The sequence below is a fragment of the Alkalimonas cellulosilytica genome, assembly GCF_036325985.1.
GTDB lineage: Bacteria > Pseudomonadota > Gammaproteobacteria > Enterobacterales > Alteromonadaceae > Alkalimonas > Alkalimonas cellulosilytica.
This window is the reverse complement of sequence record NZ_JAUHLI010000018.1, coordinates 20,050-37,740: the sequence shown is the minus strand read 5'-3', so window position 1 is coordinate 37,740 and position 17,691 is coordinate 20,050. Positions and strand designations below refer to the sequence as shown.

15 protein-coding genes are annotated in these 17,691 nt (G+C 52.5%); all 15 read right to left on the bottom strand.

Annotated elements, in window-relative coordinates:
- Nucleotides 1–13: 13 nt before the first annotated feature.
- The 15 genes from QWY20_RS15820 to QWY20_RS15750 all read right to left on the bottom strand — a co-directional run bounded on the left by QWY20_RS15820 (nt 14) and on the right by QWY20_RS15750 (nt 17,690).
- The gene (locus tag QWY20_RS15820; protein WP_330129973.1) at nt 14–2,482 is read right to left on the bottom strand and encodes a TonB-dependent receptor; all 2,469 of its coding nucleotides are present in this window, start codon (nt 2,480–2,482) and stop codon (nt 14–16) included.
- Nucleotides 2,483–2,743: 261 nt separating this feature from the next.
- On the bottom strand, nt 2,744–3,730 hold the full coding sequence (locus tag QWY20_RS15815) for an NADP-dependent oxidoreductase (RefSeq protein WP_330129972.1): 987 nt from the start codon (nt 3,728–3,730) through the stop codon (nt 2,744–2,746).
- A gap of 47 nt (nt 3,731–3,777) precedes the next feature.
- On the bottom strand, nt 3,778–4,935 hold the full coding sequence (locus tag QWY20_RS15810) for a CaiB/BaiF CoA transferase family protein (protein ID WP_330129971.1): 1,158 nt from the start codon (nt 4,933–4,935) through the stop codon (nt 3,778–3,780).
- A gap of 10 nt (nt 4,936–4,945) precedes the next feature.
- On the bottom strand, nt 4,946–6,136 hold the full coding sequence (locus QWY20_RS15805; protein ID WP_330129970.1) for a CaiB/BaiF CoA transferase family protein: 1,191 nt from the start codon (nt 6,134–6,136) through the stop codon (nt 4,946–4,948).
- Between the two features lie 11 nt (nt 6,137–6,147).
- Nucleotides 6,148–7,323: an acyl-CoA dehydrogenase family protein gene (locus QWY20_RS15800; RefSeq protein WP_330129969.1), complete on the bottom strand. Its 1,176-nt coding sequence runs from the start codon at nt 7,321–7,323 to the stop codon at nt 6,148–6,150.
- Nucleotides 7,324–7,335: 12 nt separating this feature from the next.
- Complete coding sequence (locus QWY20_RS15795; RefSeq protein WP_330129968.1) at nt 7,336–7,854, bottom strand: MaoC family dehydratase; 519 nt, start codon at nt 7,852–7,854, stop codon at nt 7,336–7,338.
- Between the two features lie 16 nt (nt 7,855–7,870).
- Complete coding sequence (locus QWY20_RS15790) at nt 7,871–8,725, bottom strand: HpcH/HpaI aldolase/citrate lyase family protein (protein ID WP_330129967.1); 855 nt, start codon at nt 8,723–8,725, stop codon at nt 7,871–7,873.
- On the bottom strand, nt 8,722–9,603 hold the full coding sequence (locus tag QWY20_RS15785) for a polysaccharide deacetylase family protein (protein WP_330129966.1): 882 nt from the start codon (nt 9,601–9,603) through the stop codon (nt 8,722–8,724). Before QWY20_RS15785 ends, QWY20_RS15790 begins: the two co-directional genes overlap by 4 nt.
- A 43-nt stretch (nt 9,604–9,646) precedes the next feature.
- Nucleotides 9,647–10,489: an SDR family NAD(P)-dependent oxidoreductase gene (locus QWY20_RS15780; RefSeq protein WP_330129965.1), complete on the bottom strand. Its 843-nt coding sequence runs from the start codon at nt 10,487–10,489 to the stop codon at nt 9,647–9,649.
- A gap of 9 nt (nt 10,490–10,498) precedes the next feature.
- Nucleotides 10,499–10,807, bottom strand: coding sequence for an REDY-like protein HapK (locus tag QWY20_RS15775; protein WP_330129963.1), 309 nt, complete (start codon nt 10,805–10,807; stop codon nt 10,499–10,501).
- 122 nt (nt 10,808–10,929) lie between these two features.
- Nucleotides 10,930–12,111: a CaiB/BaiF CoA transferase family protein gene (locus QWY20_RS15770; protein WP_330129962.1), complete on the bottom strand. Its 1,182-nt coding sequence runs from the start codon at nt 12,109–12,111 to the stop codon at nt 10,930–10,932.
- A gap of 12 nt (nt 12,112–12,123) precedes the next feature.
- The gene (locus tag QWY20_RS15765) at nt 12,124–13,485 is read right to left on the bottom strand and encodes an amidase (RefSeq protein ID WP_330129961.1); all 1,362 of its coding nucleotides are present in this window, start codon (nt 13,483–13,485) and stop codon (nt 12,124–12,126) included.
- Nucleotides 13,486–13,515: 30 nt separating this feature from the next.
- Entirely contained in the window at nt 13,516–14,925 is a 1,410-nt protein-coding gene (locus tag QWY20_RS15760; RefSeq protein WP_330129960.1) for a phenylacetate--CoA ligase family protein, read from the bottom strand.
- A 4-nt stretch (nt 14,926–14,929) separates the two neighbouring features.
- A complete protein-coding gene (locus QWY20_RS15755; protein WP_330129959.1) occupies nt 14,930–16,336 on the bottom strand; it encodes an MmgE/PrpD family protein in 1,407 nt (468 codons plus the stop codon).
- The gene (locus QWY20_RS15750) at nt 16,329–17,690 is read right to left on the bottom strand and encodes an MmgE/PrpD family protein (RefSeq protein ID WP_330129958.1); all 1,362 of its coding nucleotides are present in this window, start codon (nt 17,688–17,690) and stop codon (nt 16,329–16,331) included. Before QWY20_RS15750 ends, QWY20_RS15755 begins: the two co-directional genes overlap by 8 nt.
- Nucleotide 17,691 lies beyond the last annotated feature (1 nt).

Genomic DNA, 17,691 nt, shown 5'->3' with positions numbered 1-17,691 from the left:
GGCTATTAAGCCATCAGAAGCGATACATCAGCTCCAGACCTACCTGGCGCCCACGTCGTGGCGTTCCAAAAAATGCCCGTGGTGCACCTGACTCAGCACCTGCCGGACCACCATAAGGCGCAGCAAAGGTAAAGTAGGGCGTTTGCAGCCAACGGGTAGCGATAATGGTGCTGTCTTCGTTACCAAGGTTGCGCCCGTAGGCGGTCAGGCTCCAGTTATCCGCCCGCACCCCTACCCGAGCACCAAAAATAGTCGCTGCAGGTACGTAAGCCAGGTTATGGACCTGTACATACTTTTTCGACTCATAACTTACGTCAAAGTTAACGAACCCCTCAATATCCCCACTAACAGCCGCCATGTACTCCAAGAAAGCACTGGCTTGATGCTTGGAGCTCATCGGAAATGCGTTGCCATTGATTGAGCAGCTCGGAGCACCGACAAGATTAAAGTCAGCACTAAAATCAACGCCCGATTGGTTGAGCGGATCATTGAACTGACCACCACCACTGGTCAAAGACCACTGGAAATCATCACAACCATTGGTGAACTTAGTATCAGCCAAAGCATAATTGAAGCGTCCAATCAGGTTGGCAGAAAAATTCATTGCGGCTTCCAGCTCCAAGCCCTGAACCTGACCCTTCCCCTGATTGGTAGCGACTGAAATCAATGCCTGGCTGGTTGGATTCGGCACTGCCGTTGTTAATTGCAAGTCGGTAATTTCGTTTCTAAACACCGATGCAGCAAGGTTCAACCTATTAAACAAACGTGTTTTAACACCCAGTTCAACGGAGGTCGTTTCTTCCTGCTCGTACCTTGGAATACCACCCACTGCTCCAGCCGCACCATTCAAGCCACCAGGCTTCACCCCTTGAGCGAGAACACCGAACAGCATGGTTTGAGGACTGTATTGGTAGTTTACTGTCATACGGGGCGTAAAGTTACGCCAGCTGCCCTCTTCCTCAAAGGTGCTGACACCCGCAGGGTTAAACTGCTCCAGCCATTTATCTTCTTCCGACCAACGTAGCTCCAAAGAAGCTTTCCATTGATCATTAAATGTATACTCCACCGAGCCAAACACCGCTTTGTTGGTCAGATCGTTCTCTTCTGCGAATACACCATCACGTGGTGAAGCAAAATTGAGCTCGTAACGCTTTTCATCTTTCTGATAATAAAAGGCACCCAGCATCCACTCAAAATCACCAATTGGGGAGCGCAATTGAATTTCAAACGACTTATCGATGACTTCATTACGATCCGACATCGCAAAGAAAGCCTGATCACCGGGAGCAAAAGTAAAGTTGATGGGTGAATGGTCACTGTCCGAGCCGGTACGAATGGTATCGCGTCGGTAAGTCACAGCAGTATCTAAAGTAAAACCACTGTCAAACTGGTAATCAACAGCAAGACTGGTAAGCCACAGATCACGCTCCATACCACTGAAAGCCATACCATTGGCGGTATCATAAAGATTACCAAAAAATACCGGGCCTCCTGGTAAAGGACCATCCTGTGGTACACCAGGAACCAGAATAGGTTGCCCACTGGCAGAAGGGCCATCATTCAGTGCAATTGGTTGTGGTTTAATTTCACCACAAAAATACATGTTGTTATTGCTGGACCCACTGGTTGGCCAATAAGCCAGTGAACGATAACCAGGGAAGCAATTATTCATTTCAGCCGATTGCAGGAAAAAAGGCCGGGTGCCATCATCGTCTTTGGAGTTCTGAATGCGCCACCGTACATGCAATGCATCGGTTGGTTCGGCATCGGCAACAAAACTATAAGTACGGGAAGACTCGTCACCAATGGTTTTTTCAGTGACCAGGTTGGTCCACTCTCCACCATAGGAATAATCCCGTATGGATAAAGCCACTGCTAACCAGTCGTTGATTGGCCCAGTCAGATAAACCTGTACATTGTGTTCATTGTGTTCGGCTATCGAAGCTTTTACCCGACCTCCAAACTCATGCTGATCAGGACCTTTAGTAATAAAATTGATAGCACCAGAATAGGAGTTACGACCATACAAAGCACTTTGTGGGCCTTTAATGACCTCCACACGCTGAATATCGGCCATATCCAGGCTCTGTACTGAGCCGGCATAATAGACACCGTCAATGAAGTAAGCAGCGCCAGACTCTACACCAAATTGCACACCGGCGAGAACGTTGCTCATACCCCGAATGACAGGTCGCTCTGTGGCACGACCAAAGGCTTTGGAAAAACTTAAACCGGGTGCAAAGCGCGCAATGTCATCAATGCTTTGAAAGCCTTGCTGCTCCAGCATTTGTTCATTAAATGCTGAAACCATCACAGGTACACGATTTAAAGACTCGACCCGCCGTCTGGCAGTCACTTCAATAATTTCGATGCTATCTTCCTGTACCTCTGGTGCAGTTTCAGTGTCATCCGCCAAAATAGTTTGGGCGCTTAAACCGAAACAGGCTGCTGTGACAGCGATGTAGAGTTTGCTCTTTTTCATTGGTTTCCCCTGTTGTTGAGCTTATAGGTATATGTATGGACAAATCTCTACTCTGTTATAAACCAAAACTTCTACTGACTGGGTATTGCGCGTTGACAATTATCAAATAGGTGATTCTTTGCTCAGTTCAACCGGTCAGCTAAACAAGCAAATCACTTTAATGGCGAATGACTTTTAGTGCTATTACACGATGGTATCAGTGAAAGGAAAAAACAAAACAAATAAAAACATGAAGTTAAACAATATTCATAAATAAATATTTCAGACTTTGATCAAAGTTTTGCCTATGGTATTGCCTGCTAACATGCGGCAAAATGCAGCAGGTGCCTGTTCCAGACCATAGCTTAAATCCACCGGAAGATAAAAATCACCGGCGCGGATCGCTGGTAAGCATTGCTCAATAAACTCTTGACGCCTTGTTTCGAAATCATACACAACCAGTCCCATCACGGTTGCTCTGGCTTTAATCCACAAGGCTGACGGCGGTCCGGGTGAACGATGAGGCAAATGCAGTTCTGAACTAAGCCCACAAAGCACAATGCGCGCATGTAAAGCTAATTGCTGACTGATGGTGTGCAGCATGTCACCACCAACCAAGTCGAAATAAACATCAACGCCATTAGGAGCCAACTCAGATAATCGGCTTGCAACATTTTCCTGTCGCCGGTTAATACATGCATCGTAACCAAGCTGGCTGACTGCAAGGTCACACTTCATGTTGCAACCGGCAATACCAATAACAGTACAGCCGCGCTTTTTTGCCAACTGCCCAGCAATGGAGCCAATAGCACCCGCAGCTCCCGGGATGACAACCAACTCACCAGGTTGAATTCGGGCTAGCCAGATAAGAGCGGCATAAGCAGTCAGACCGGGCATTCCCAAAACATTCAGCGCGAAATGGGCAGGAACGCCTGCGGGAACCGGCTGAACGGACTGTGCTTGTTGTATGCTGTAGGTTTGCCAATCTCCCATACAACGTACCAGTGAGCCAACCGGCAAGGCTGGCTCTTTTGATGCCACCACCTCACTGATCGTTTCACCGCGCATGACGTCATCAACCGCTACAGCACCCTGCAGATGCTTCCCTGCAATTTGACTGCGCATGTAAGGATCCAATGATAAATATTTTGCTCTGCACAGTGCCTGTCCGTCCATTAATTCGGGCAAGCCTTCCTCAACCAGATAAAAGTCACTTTCCCGGGGAAATCCGGAGATATCTCTGGCAAGCCGGATTTGTTTATTCAGCACTTGAATTCCTCTCAAACACAAGTCTACTAAGTTTTCAGAGTCACTGACTAAAAAACACCATCCGCTTTCATCGAAAGGATCTCAGACTGGTTAAAACCCAGCTCGATCAGAATAGCTTCTGTATGCTCGCCAAACTCAGGAAGGCGCCAGGTAGGCTGGGCCGGTTGCTGTAAGAATTTGATCGGAACTCCCAAGTGCTGATTTCCTTCGTCGTCGGTAACAAGCATCTGCCGATACGATAAGTGAGGTTCATGCACAGCATCGTACAAGCTCCGGACAGGTGCCCAACAGACATCAATTTCTGACAAAAACACCTGCCAGTAGCTTAACGACTGTCGAGCAAAACACTCTTGCAAAAAGTCCCTGACCGGCTGCTGTGCCTGGCCCGGGGGGAGCTTGCAAAGCTCGATTAAATCAGGTCGGTTCAAAGCCACCAGCAGGTTGTTGACAAACTTAAGCTCGCTTCCCCCCAGGGTTAAGAATTGACCATCACTGGTTTCGTAAATCTGATAAAAGGCCGCCCCACCCCAGCTGCGTTCTTGCTTGACCTCAGGCGAACGCTGCTCTGCAAAAGGCGGACCCATTACATTTGGATACCAGGCAACAAGTGCGTCCTGCATCGAGATATCCAGGTAATCGCCCTGACCACTTTGCTGCTTTTTTAGCAGCGCCATCAGCACGCCGGAAAATGCCATCAAACTACCGGCCATATCAGCGACCGGCATGCCGGGCATCGCGGGTTTGCCATCCAGGCCCTGATTGATAGAAACAGCACCACTATCGGCCTGAATGCTCAAATCATGGGCTGGTTGTTGAGCTTTCGGGCCATGCTGGCCATAGGCCGAAATCGAGCAATAGACGATGCCAGGATTCACCGCTTTGATGGTATCGTAATCCAGCCCTAACCGCTGCATCACTCCCGGTCGAAACGCTTCCACCAGCACATCCACCGTGGTACACAGCTTTAAAAAGGCCGCTTTGCCAGCCGGCGATTTCAAATTTAGGTTGATGCTCTTTTTGCCGCGATAGACATTACGAAACCAGACCGACTGGCCGTTTTGCTGCAAACCGATCTGACGCACCGGTTCGCCGCCCGGCGGCTCCAGGCTGATCACCTCGGCACCGTGATCGGCCATCATCATGGTAAAATGTGGTCCTGGCAAAAACAGCGACAAATCCAGCACCCGTATCCCTTGCAGTTTCATCACGCCTCCCTTAAATCACATGCGCCAATTTCAGCTTGGCAATCTCACTGCCGCTATACCCCAGCTCAGATAAAATACTGACGGAGTCTGCTCCCATAGCACCTGCAGCTCTGCCGGCCATCCGCTGGCCATCTACCTTAATGGGGCAGCCCAGGATTTGCATATCGGCTTTTTCAGGGTGAGGCACAGTGCGAACCATACCTATGTCCCGGATGTAAGGGTTTTGCAGTGCCTGGGGTAAATCCAGCACAGGTGCACAGGGAATCTGGCCTTTGAGAGTTTCCAGCCAGTAGGCTGTGCTTTGCTGGCTCAACACCCTGTCCATTTCAAGCGTTAAGGCATCACGATGCTCGCGCCGGTTTGCCACTGAGCTAAAACGAGGCTGTAGCAGCGCCTCATCTTGCAAGATGCCAACCAATACTTGCCAGAACTTGTCAGTCATCGCCATCAGAAAAATAAATCCATCTGCGGTTTTATAAAGCTGACAGGGCACTGTAGCGGGATGCGCCGAGCGTGCAACCCGTTCAGTAATATGCCCCTGATTCAAATACCAGGTAGCCGGGTAGGACAACTGATGCAGGGCAACATCGAACAAGGAGACGTCCACATCACGCCCCTGTCCGGTGCGGTGAGCACCGAGCAAGGCTGCGGTCAAACCCAGAGAGGCAACAGCCCCCGTCATAAAATCCACCATCGAGACACCAAAGCGTGCCGGTGGCTGACCGGGCTCACCGGTCAGTGACATCAGCCCGGCTTCCGCCTGCATCAAATAGTCGTAGCCCGGCCAGCTTTTACGGTCGTTGTCACGACCATAGGCCGATAAATGACCACAGACAATTTTTGGATTGATGTGCTGAAGTGCCTGGTAAGTCAAACCCAACTTATCGGGCTGATCGCCACGCAAGTTATTCGTCACCGCATCAGCAGATGCAACCAGCTTTTCAAACACAGTACGGCCTTCAGGCTGCTTTAAATCCAGCGTCAGACTTTTTTTATTCAGGTTAAATGTTTGAAAGAAATAGCTGTCGTTATCCCCAAGAAAAAAAGGTCCAGTCTGTCGCGAAACATCACCGCCAATGGCTGGATTTTCAATCTTGATCACCTCGGCACCTAAGTCCGCCAGAAACATGGAGCCATAAGGTCCGGCTCCATACTGTTCGACGGCCACAATGCGTATCCCCTGCAGAGGAAGTGCTTTCATACCATACTCCCTCAGATTTTATAGCGCTCAATAAGCTGTTTGGCAATGATGATGCGCTGCATCTCGTTCGTTCCCTCACCAATACACATCAGCATGGCATCGCGGTAGTAGCGCTCAATATCGTACTCAACCGAGTAGCTGTAGCCGCCGAAAATGCGCATCGCCTCATTGGCACAAAACACCCCAGCTTCAGAGCCGGCATATTTCGCCATACCCGCCTCCATATCACAACGCTCACCGGCATCAAACTTTGCTGCTGCCTGCTCAATCAACAGCCGCGCTGCTTCGACCTGCACTGCCATTTCACCGAGTTTCAGCTGGATCGCCTGATGATTGCAGATGGCTTTGCCGAAGGTTTCCCGCTCCTGCGCATAACGGACCGCCAAATCCAGGGCCCCTTTGGCGATGCCAGCACCACGGGCGGCCACATTGATTCGGCCCAGCTCTAACCCTCCAAGCGCCTGGATAAAGCCTTTGCCCTCCACCTCACCAATCAGGTTGGCAGCCGGTACTCTGAAGTCTTCAAACACCACTTCGCAGGTATCAATGGAGCGATAACCCAGCTTCTTTAGCTTTGAAACCTTAATGCCCGGTTTAAAGTTGCCGTCAGCATCCTTGGTTTCGACAATAAACATGCTGGTGCCTTTGTGGGCCGGCACCGCTTTGGCATCGGTTTTCATCAGCACTGCCAGCGAGTTGCCGTTCAGCGAGTTGGTGATCCAGGTTTTGGTGCCATTTAAAATGTAATCCTCACCATCGCGCACCGCCGTGCCACGTATGGCCTGCAGATCGGTGCCTGCGTTAGGCTCGGTCAGGGCGATGCCACCGCGTAGCTCGCCACTGGCCATGCGGGGCAAGAAGCGGCTTTTCTGCTCTTCGGTGCCCGCCCGTTCGATGGCGGAGGCCTGGATCAGGTGCGAATTGAAGATGCCACTGGGTGCCATCCAGGCCGATGCCACTTTCAGGACGATTTTGGCGTAAATGGTTGCAGGTAAGCCCATGCCGCCATAATCCTGGCCAATGGTGGCACCAAACAGTCCCAAATCCTTCATTTGCTCGACCAGCTGGTGTGGGTACTTATCTGCCTGATCATATTCCTGAGCAATGGGACGAACATCTTGCTCGACCCAGCGTTCAATCATATCCAGAATGGCCTGCTCGTCTTCTTTACTCCATAGCTCGGACATAATTCTCTCCGCTTAATAATTGACTTTGTCTTCAACCGAGTGACCTTGCTTGGCAATCAGCATTTTGCGCACAAAGCTGCATACCACGGTGCCATGCTGGTTAAAACCGGTGGTTTTAACCGTGACAATGCCTGCCCCTGGGCGTGACTTGGACTCGCGTTTATCCAGTACCTCAGACTCGGCCGTTAAGGTGTCGTCTTCAAACAGTGGATGGGTCAGCTTGATATCATCCCACCCCAGATTGGCGATGGCTTTTTGGCTCACATCGGTCACACTCATGCCGACCATCAAAGCCACCGTTAAAGGTGAGCAAACAATGCATTTGCCAAATTCACTGGCTTTGGCATACTCATCATCAAAGTGCATCGGATGCGTATTCATGGTCAGCAGCGTAAACCAGGTATTGTCGGTTTTGGTGATGGTGCGTCCCGGACGATGCTCGTAGATTTCACCAATATGAAAGTCTTCGTAGTGACGGCCAAAAGATTCACGAAAACGGTTTTCACTGATTTTTTTTACATTTTGTACCATGGTAGTTCCACCTGAATTAATGTTGACTACTGATTCCATCACTGGAATCTTCTCCGGCATACGCCAATATCCGTTGACAGGTCAGCACAACCGGCCTGTCGACCATTTTTCCATCCACCACCAGCACAGCTTCGGCAGAATCAGAAAATGCAGCAGCTACGACTTTTTTGGCATAAACCAACTGCTCTGAATTTGGCTGTAAAGCCTGGTGAATGAGTTGAACTTGTTTCGGATGAATCGCCGCTTTACCAGTAAAGCCAAGAGCTCGTACTTGGCGTGTCTCCTGCTGCAACGCCTCCTGGTCTTGTAAATCAACAAAGGGGACATCCAACAGCTGAACACCGGCAAGTGCTGCTGCCTGAACCAGCTGACATCGCGCCAGCAACAGAGGCTCGTAACTAAAATCGCAACCCAGCTCTGCTGCCAAATCGGCACCACCAAACATCAGGGCAACTAAAGATTTACTGGAGCGGGCAATCTCAGCAGCCTGCATCAATCCTGAGAGCGACTCAATCAAACCTATTAACTTGCTGCGCCCTTGCAGAGCACGGACAGCCCGTTCCACTTCTTCCGTACTCTGACACTTTGCCAGCATCAGATAAGCCGGAGGACAAGCACTAAACCCTGCCAGTTCACACTCTCCCAACTGGGTCGACAGTGGGTTTATCCGAACCACTACCCGATTGCGCTGCGCCGGGTCAAGTGTACTCAAGAAGGACTGCACTGCAGAAAAAGCGGTATCTTTCTCCGCCAGCGGCACGGCGTCCTCCAGATCAATACAGATCAAGTCCGCCTCACTAGCCAAAGCTTTATGAAAACGATCGGGCCGGTTGCCAGGAACAAATAACAAGCTACGAATTAATGCCATCATTTATTCTCCTTCACTTCAGATTGTGGCACCACCGACTGAAAATGACGGGCAATTTGCTCACGGCTGGCAAACCAGACACCGGGTTTAGCTGTGACGTAACGGAAAAACTCCTCCAGCGCCCAAATACGACCAGGACGGCCAATGATGCGTAAATGCAGCCCCAGGCTCATCATCCGTGGTTGCTGCTCACCTTCGGCATAAAGCACATCAAAGCTGTCTTTGGCATACTTGAGCCACTGTTCCGGGGTATAGGCAGGCGCCACCCACATTTTCATATCGTTCGAGTCCAATGCATAAGGAACAATGACCATCGGCTCGTTAGAGCCGTCCACCTTGGCCCAAAAAGGCGCATCGGCGCTGTAATCGTCCATGTGGTACAGAAAGCCTTCCTCTTGCAACAAACGACGGGTGTTATCGGTCAGCAGATAGCGCGACAACCAGCCTAACGGCCGTTTGCCGGTCGTCTGCTCAATGCTGCTGACAGCTTGCCGAATAAAGGCCCGCTCCTCATCTTCATTCATGCGGAACTGATGTACCCAGCGATAGCCGTGTGAGCAGGTTTCATCGTCACGACGGCGTATCGCGGCTGCCAGCTCAGGTGCACGCTCCAGGCTTAATGCCGCAGCGGTCCAGGTGGCGCGAATGCGGTATTTATCCAGCAAAGCAATAATGCGCCCGGCCCCTTCATTCAGACCATATTGGTAATTTGACTCATTGCCATAATTGCGAATGGGCTTTTTCAAATGCACCTGCAATTCATCGACCGGCTCCATGCCGGCATCGCCGTCACGAATACTGTATTCGGAACCTTCTTCCACGTTAACAACTATGGATAAGGCCAAACGCGCTTGCTCCGGCCACTTGTATTGTTGCTTCATAGCGATAATCCTGTTCTTACTGCTGTTAACATGAGCCACAACGCTAGTGATACTCTTCACCGCCCGAGACATTCATTGCTTCACCACTGATGTACGCAGCTTGCTCAGAGCAAAGAAAAGCACATACTTTGGCAATATCTTCCTGCAAACCAGGCCGTCCTAATGGAATTCGGGCACGCATATCCGCCATATAGGTTTCGTACCCTTTACCCGTGACTTCAGAAAAATGGGCGTTTTGCCAGGCACCAAGACCGGTAGTAACATGATTGGGACAGATTTGATTGACGTTGATACCATGCGGTCCCAGTTCCTGCGCCGCCACCCGGGTCAAGCCGGTCATACCATGCTTGGAGGTGGTGTAGGCCGAGGCATGGGCAAAGGCCGATTTGGAGGCTTGAGAGCCGATGTTGATGATTTTGCCACCATTGCCCAGTTTGACCATTTGTTCTGCGGCGTACTTGGTGCCCAAAAAAGCGCCGCGCAGATTGACGTTCAGCACCGTATCCCATTCTTCAACGCTCATCTCTAAAATGGGTTTCATCAGGTAGCCGACGCCGGCATTATTGACCCAAATATCCAGCCGACCAAAAGTATCCACGGCAAAACGCGCGGCTGACGCGACCTCATCTGGGTTAAGCACATTGCAAACAAAAGCAGCAGCTTTTCCCCCGGCCTGCTCTATGTCATGCACGATGCCCTGCATTTCATCCGTGGTTCCAATGGCGCTGTCTGGCAAGTGCTCTCCCTGCCCCTGGCCAAGATCGGTAATCACTACGGTGCAGCCTTCTGCAGCCAAGCGTTTGGCCATCGCCTCACCCAATCCCTGACGACGACCGGCACCGGTTATCACCGCGACTTTGCCTGCCAGATCCGGATACTGTGCCATACCCCCTCCTTAGATTTGTTCCGTTAAAATGAACAGCGGGTTATCCGCAAAGCTTTGGAATTCGCTGGCAACTTTTTGCATGGTTTCTGTGGTCACATCCTGACCAAACTGCGCCATGTCATTCACCTTGATCACTTCGATGTATTGGTAAGGTGGCCGCTCATCGCTCATCAGCAGCGCTTGCGATTTGTAGAGGTTGAATGCATCGACCGAAGGCAAAGCGCCGGCTGTTGGTAAATCAGTTGTTTTGGCCCATTGCTCATAAGCCTGCTGATCGGCGTCGGATTTCAGATTAAACAAGACCACTAGCGTTGTCATAGCCCACTCCTTTATCAAGTTGTACGGACAAATCTAACGGGCCTGACTGCCCTAGTCCATGCGCCTTGGCAGCGGAAATTGACAATTGACAAAAGGTGGGGAAAAACGGCTGCTAAAAGAGGTTAACGGCCTTTTAGCAGCTGCAAAACAGCATCGGTATGCTCACCAAGCTCTGGCGGCGCCTGGTCAAACGACAACGGAGTTGCAGAAAACTTCACTGGGTTGGCCACCATAGGCACCTGATAGCCTTTGCTGTGCCTGGCCTGAATGTGCATGCTGCGGGCTTGGACCTGCGGATCGGCAAACACCTGCTCCAGATTATTAATAGGCCCGCAAGGCACATGCTGCTCGGACAATGCTTTAACCCAATGCCCGACCCCATGCTGCAACAGCTGAACGGCGAGCAAGGGGATCAGTGCATCCCGATGCTGTACCCGCAACGCATTGCTGATAAAACGCGCATCATCGGCCAGCTCAGGGCAGCCCAGCACGGTGCAACAACTACGAAACTGGCGATCATTGCCCACCGCCAGCAGCATAAAGCCATCGCGGCATTGCATCGCCTGATAGGGCACGATATTCGGATGGGCTGTGCCAAGACGTTGTGGCACCTCCCCACTGACCAGATAATTGGAGGCCTGATTGGCCAGCCAGGCCACCTGGGTATCCAGCAAGGCTAAATCGATGTATTGGCCCTGGCCGGTCTGGTTGCGATGATGCAAGGCAGCCAAAATGGCCGAGACAGCGTACATACCGGTCATCAAGTCAGCAGCCGCAACGCCCACTTTCTGAGGACCACCACCGGGTTTATCATCCGGCTCGCCGGTAATGCTCATTAAGCCACCCAACCCTTGGATCATCGCATCGTAACCGGCCTGCTGAGCATAAGGACCCGTCTGGCCAAAACCGGTGATCGAGCAATAAATCAGTCGGGGATTTAGCGCCGCCAGGCTGGAATAATCCAGCCCATACTTGGCCAGGCCACCGACTTTGTAGTTTTCAACCAGCACATCGGCCTGGACAGCCAACTGTCTGATGTGCTGCTGGCCTTGCTCAGTAGTGATATCAATGCAGACAGAGCGTTTGCCACGGTTGGCACACAAAAAGTAGGCCGACTGACCGGTATTCTGCCCGGCTTCATCGTGCAAAAACGGTGGCCCCCAGCGCCGGGTATCATCCCCTTCACCAGGCTTTTCAATCTTCCAGACCTCAGCGCCATAATCAGCCAGCACCTGGGTTGCCCAGGGACCTGCCAGAATACGGCTTAAATCCAATACTTTAACCCCGGCTAACGGACCTGCCATTCTGTCACCTCGTTACGCTATCTCATCTACCATAGCAGGCAAACGATATCGAAAACCACTGGCTTGTTGCCACAGCTCGGCCAGTGCCAGTAATTGCCAGTCGCTACCAACTGGGCCAATCAGCTGCATGCCGGCCGGCAATGCCTGATCGCTCAGCATCGGTAAACTCAGCGCCGGCAGCCCGGCCTGGTTGGCCAGGCTGGTTAAATCCGCCTGATTGGCAGGCACCGGATCAGCTAATGAAAATGCCCGCTGCGGTGTGGTCGGCAGCAAGATCAGATCCCCCTGCGTAAACCAGTGCCGGGCAGAAACTACAGCCTGCTCCAGCACCAGCAGCGCCGCACTGTAATCCAGCGGACTCTTGCGATCCGGGTAGGCCAGCAAAGCACGCAGATAGTCGGAAAACAGAGCCTGCTGGTTTTGCCATTCCTGCTGGTATTCCAGCCGCATATCGGTTTCACACAGCAAAAGCCCGGCCCGGCGCGCCGCCGCGAACGGGTAATCGCCAAAGGAAAAGGACTGCAGCGTACAGCCGAGCTCACGAAAAAGCTGAAGGTTGTTGTTAAAATCGCGCAGGATAGCGTCATCCACCCCCAAAGTATCCAGCGCCTCCGGCACTAAAATCCGCAGGGTTTTGATGTGCTGGTTGTCGGTGGTGGATTCAGGCGGCAAGCGAATGGCTTCCGGGCTCCTGGCATCAAAAGTGGCCATCAGCCGATAGACCAGGCTTAAATCCCTCGCCGAGCGCGCCAGCGGCCCTATGGTATCCATGCTGCGGCCACAGGGCACCGAGCCTCGATTGCTGACTGCACCGCGGCTCGGTTTAAAACCAAAAACGCCACAATAAGAGGCCGGGATCCGTACCGATCCCATGGTATCAGTTCCAAGCGCTATCGGCACCAGCCCCGCGGCCACGGCTGAGCCTGAACCACCGGACGAACCGCCCGGGGTATGGCCCAAACGGTGCGGATTGTGGGCATCGCCAAAATGGCTGTTGTGGTTGCTGGCACCAAGCGCACCTTCATGCATATTGAGCTTGCCGATGATGCTACAACCGGCGGCTTTGAGCTGCTCGATAACAAAAGCATTCTGCGCGGGCTGGTGGTGCCGGCGTACTTCCAGCCCGGCTGTGGTGGCAAAGCCGGCCACATCAATGTTGTCTTTTACCGCCAATGCCAGCCCGGCCAAAGCACCGTGCGGCTGAGGCTCAGGCGCCGTCGCTGCCAGCTGGGTAAAACAGTTGAGCTTTGGATTGAGCTGCCCGGCAGCCTGCCATTGCCATTGCAACAATTCCGCTGCGCTCAGCGCTCCGGCTTCTATCCACTGTCGCTGCTGACAAAAATCCGCAGCCAGCACCTCCGTATCCAGCTTCACAGCTCGCTCCTTCTATCCGCTTTTTCCGCTTTAGCCGCCAAAGCGCTGATCCAGTAAGCGGATCGGTTTTTGCCGCACATCCACCTGGGTCAGCGGGGTTAACTCACCCTCTCCAACCAACTCAACCTGCACCTCAATCCCTATTTTCCGTTTCAACAGGCTTTGGTAAATCTCCAGCAGCTCTGAGCGCTGCGCCGGCGGGCTGCTGACTTCCACTAAGACGATCATTTCATCCCGACCAGTATCATCCCGCACCGCCTTGCAAATAAACTCCCCCAAAAACTCCGGCCGCTCATCCAGCATCGGACCAACGCCTTGCGGGTAAATATTAATGCCGCGCAACTTTACCATGTTGTCGGAGCGCCCCATAAAGCCACGAATGCGCTTAAACGGCAAGCCAAGCTTATTCTCACCAGGCAATTGTTCCGTTAAATCATGGGTATTAAAACGGATAATGGGATAGACATCATCTTTGTACAAACAAGTCACCACCATATTACCCCGCTCGCCCACTGCAACCGGTTGATTGGTGTCTGGGTCGAGCAGTTCCAGAAAATGTGCATCTTCCCACACATGCATGCCATCGTGATCTGGCCCTTCGGCCGCAATGCAGCCGGTATCACCGACGCCATACCAGTCAAACAGCTCCGGGTTGCCCCAGGCTTTGGCAATGCTGTCGCGGCTTTCCATACCCAGATGACCAATGATCATATCAATCTTGATGTCTTTGCCTGGCACCAAACCTTCATCCATGGCAACATCGGCCAGCCGTTTGATGTAATCCACAAAACCCACCAGTACATTCACACCAAAGGTTTTCATCAACTGCACCTGTTGGGCCGAGCGGGTTTCGACCCCAGTGCCAGCCGACAGAAAAATGGCATTGGTGTAACGGGTCACGGCTTCACGGATGTAATGACCACCATTGATCATGCCGTGGCCATAGCAACTTTGAATGGTGGCGGCCGGCTTAAGCCCCATAAAGCGGTAGCTACGCGCCACCAACAAAGACTGGACTTCCCGGCCTTTGGGCCCAAAGAGTAAGGGCTGCGGCGTGCCAGTGGTGCCACTGGTGGTGTGAAACACCAGGGGTGGGCGCTGCTCTTTAGGGATCGAATCCAGCCCATGGAAATCGCCAATGGGTGGAAACTTTTCGACACTGTCCATAATATCGGCTTTAGAGATCAGTGGCAGCTTCTGAAGGTCGTCCAGGCTTTGAATATCGGCTGGAGTTATGCCCGCACTCCCCCAGATCCGCTGATAAAACGGAATTTGCCAGGCCCGAGCCACCACCTTCATAAACCGCTGATTCTGCAATACCCGAAGCTCTTCAGCTGACATTTGCTGAAAGTGGGTTAATAACGCTGGCCCCAGTGGATACTCGTCAAGCATGGCCCGATAATCAAAGGATTCAAAGTAGGTTGGATAAGATGCTTGCATGAATTTACCTGTGTGTCGGACTAATTAATAAGGAAACAAGGTCACTACTATTGGCGAGCTGCTCCAGCTGGTCTATGGCATTTATCAATTGCTGCCAGTCTTGTGGCGAATACGGCACAACGCAGCTGGCAACAGCCGCCAGGAATTTTTGCTGCTGCTGGTCAGGCGATAATGGCCGTTGTGGATGGCCCAACACCGCTGGCAGGAACAAACCGAGCTCCGATCCACCTTTCAGCCGCAGCTTTACATCAATCGGCGCCAATGCATTTGGATCCGAGCAATCGCTTAATGCCATGGATACCCGATTAGCCAGGGCCAGGCGCTCTGAGTCACGCAGTGCCGCTTCGTCAAAATCAGTGACACTAACCTGGCCATGCAGCAAGGCACAGGCTGCAATATACCCCTGGCATAGTTTGGCATAGCTGCTGTCCATATCCGCTCGCACGGGTCTGTCGACCAGGCGCAGGATCAGCGGTGGTGCCGTAATATAGATCTGCTCAATATCCGCTGCAGAAAAGCGATGCTGCTGTTGCAGCGTCAGAATGGCATCGACCGCGCCATGACCGGCCCGACCTGTTGGATAAGGTTTATGACTGATTTGTTCAATCTGATGCTGCCGGCCTAAACGATCAAATAGCTCGGACAACTGATAGCTTTGCTCATACAACTTAAAATAACCAAAAGGCCCTTCCAGAATATCTTTCGGCCCGGTAAAGCCTGCTCTGGCCAGATCCACTGCATGCATTGCAGCCCTGGCATTGATACCAATTTGCATCGCCAACATTGGTGAGCCTTCAACATGGGCCTGCATCGTGCCGCTGAGCTGGCTGTAGGCAATGCCAAGCGCCTGATGGGTTTGTTCACGGCTTAGCCCCAGCATGGCACTGATGCCAGCGGCTACCCCTAAAGCACCGCAACAGGCTGGGCGAAAAAAACGCAAACCAGAGGTCACACAACTACCAATCAGGGTGGCCACATCCACAGCTAAAATCAACCCTAGCAGCAGCTGCTTGCCGGTTAGCTCGTGCTGCTGGGCATAAGCTACTAAGGCAGAAACAATAGTAGCCATCGGATGAACTACCGCTTTTTCATGCACCGCATCCCATTCCTGATTATGGATTTGAAAACCATTGATCAGGGCCGCATTGCCGGCAGGCAACCATTCGCCGGTGGCCCAGACCTGCGCCTGCTGCCCCTGCCCCCAGCCTTGCACCGCCTGTTTCACCGCCGCAACAGTCGGTACCCGACTGCCGCTGAGCGCCACAGCAAAGCTGTCTTTTAAAAATACTTTGGCAGCCAGGATGCTGCTGTCGGGGAGTCGTTCATAAGTGACGCTAGTCAGATGATCCAAAATGGCGTCAATGGCGCTGCTGTTGACAGTACTCGCAGCGCTACTCATGGCACTAGTCATGGCACGGCTCCTGTTGTAACAAACCAAATAAAGTCGACAGTTCTGATGTTTTCGCCCAGCCTAAGGACGTTAAATCGTCGATACAGCTTTTTGACAGTCCTGCCACAGCAAACAAACGTCGGGCTTTGGCCACCAGCTGTTCGGTCGATAAAGGCCGCTCCGGATCGCCCAGGGTGTCGTCCAATTGGTAGGTTAAAGTGCGCCCATCGATGAGGGTAAGCTGGCAGCGGGCGCCGAAATGCATTGGATAGCCCTGCTCCAAATCGTCGGCCACTTGAAGCCGGATACGCTGTCGCAAGGCGGCAACAGCAGGCTCAGCCAGATGTGCGGGTTGATAATGCCAGAGCTCTGGCTCGCCCCAAATCATTCGTGCAGCAACCGCATGCTGAATGCTAAAACGTGCTTCGGCAGCCGTGACAGGCATAGGCTTATCGCAAAAAGTCAGCGCATCCTGATAGGTTTCAATCAGGATGTGCTGCACCTCAGCGGTTGTCACAGCGTGCTCTGCCAACACAGAGCTCACCACATCCAGCGCCGGATGGGCATGACGGCAGGCTGGCCAGGGTTTAAAGGTGCAGTCATGCAGCAACCAGTGCGGCTGGTCATCCAGCACCCGTTCAGGCACAGCATCGTCCGACATGGCAGCAAAGAGCCCCTGGGGCCCTTCCAAAATAGCCACCGGCCCGGTCATGCCCGCTTTGGCCAAGCGGCTGGCAGCCACACCGCTTTTGGCCGCTTCAGCATTGTGCCATTGCTTGGTGTGCACCCCTTCATGACGCATTTGCCACAAACCACCGGTGCGGCTGCCGGCATTGCCAAGGGCCGCCACCAATTGTGCCGGGGTTAATTGCCACAAAAGCCCTGCGGCCATGGCTGCCCCAAAAGCGCCACAGCTGGAAGTATTGTGAAAAAAGCGATAATGACTGCGACCGATGGCTGATCCAATGCGAATGGTGACTTCGTACCCTATTATTATGGCATCCAGCAGTTGCTCCAGCGAAGCACTCTGCTGCTCGGCCACGGCTAAGGCAGCTGGGATCACCACAGGGCCAGGATGTAGAATAGAGCGACGATGCACATCGTCCATTTCCAATACATTGCCAAGAGCTGCATTGTAAGCCAGCGCCGTATCAAAACTGCTCTGGCCTTGCCATAACGCCGTACTACTGCCGGATTCGCTCGCAAGCAAACTGCGGTAAATCCCGGCCACCTCCGATGGACTGCCGGCCGCAACACAGCCCAGCCAGTCCAGCAAGTGATAACAGGCCCGAAGACGATCTTCCTGTTGAACAGGCTTCGCCAGTAAAGCTGTCACCAGTTGCTCTGTCAGGCTAGTCCCTGATAGCATGGACATA

What these genes read in the sequence shown, in the direction of transcription:
- QWY20_RS15800 (WP_330129969.1), bottom strand. Translation starts at nt 7,323, where the DNA reads ATGTCCGAGCTATGGAGTAAAGAAGACGAGCAGGCCATTCTGGATATG.
- QWY20_RS15750 (WP_330129958.1), bottom strand. Translation starts at nt 17,690, where the DNA reads ATGTCCATGCTATCAGGGACTAGCCTGACAGAGCAACTGGTGACAGCT.
- QWY20_RS15805 (WP_330129970.1), bottom strand. Translation starts at nt 6,136, where the DNA reads ATGAAAGCACTTCCTCTGCAGGGGATACGCATTGTGGCCGTCGAACAG.
- QWY20_RS15755 (WP_330129959.1), bottom strand. Translation starts at nt 16,336, where the DNA reads ATGACTAGTGCCATGAGTAGCGCTGCGAGTACTGTCAACAGCAGCGCC.
- QWY20_RS15810 (WP_330129971.1), bottom strand. Translation starts at nt 4,935, where the DNA reads ATGAAACTGCAAGGGATACGGGTGCTGGATTTGTCGCTGTTTTTGCCA.
- QWY20_RS15770 (WP_330129962.1), bottom strand. Translation starts at nt 12,111, where the DNA reads ATGGCAGGTCCGTTAGCCGGGGTTAAAGTATTGGATTTAAGCCGTATT.
- QWY20_RS15820 (WP_330129973.1), bottom strand. Translation starts at nt 2,482, where the DNA reads ATGAAAAAGAGCAAACTCTACATCGCTGTCACAGCAGCCTGTTTCGGT.
- QWY20_RS15785 (WP_330129966.1), bottom strand. Translation starts at nt 9,603, where the DNA reads ATGAAGCAACAATACAAGTGGCCGGAGCAAGCGCGTTTGGCCTTATCC.
- QWY20_RS15775 (WP_330129963.1), bottom strand. Translation starts at nt 10,807, where the DNA reads ATGACAACGCTAGTGGTCTTGTTTAATCTGAAATCCGACGCCGATCAG.
- QWY20_RS15795 (WP_330129968.1), bottom strand. Translation starts at nt 7,854, where the DNA reads ATGGTACAAAATGTAAAAAAAATCAGTGAAAACCGTTTTCGTGAATCT.
- QWY20_RS15760 (WP_330129960.1), bottom strand. Translation starts at nt 14,925, where the DNA reads ATGCAAGCATCTTATCCAACCTACTTTGAATCCTTTGATTATCGGGCC.
- QWY20_RS15780 (WP_330129965.1), bottom strand. Translation starts at nt 10,489, where the DNA reads ATGGCACAGTATCCGGATCTGGCAGGCAAAGTCGCGGTGATAACCGGT.
- QWY20_RS15790 (WP_330129967.1), bottom strand. Translation starts at nt 8,725, where the DNA reads ATGATGGCATTAATTCGTAGCTTGTTATTTGTTCCTGGCAACCGGCCC.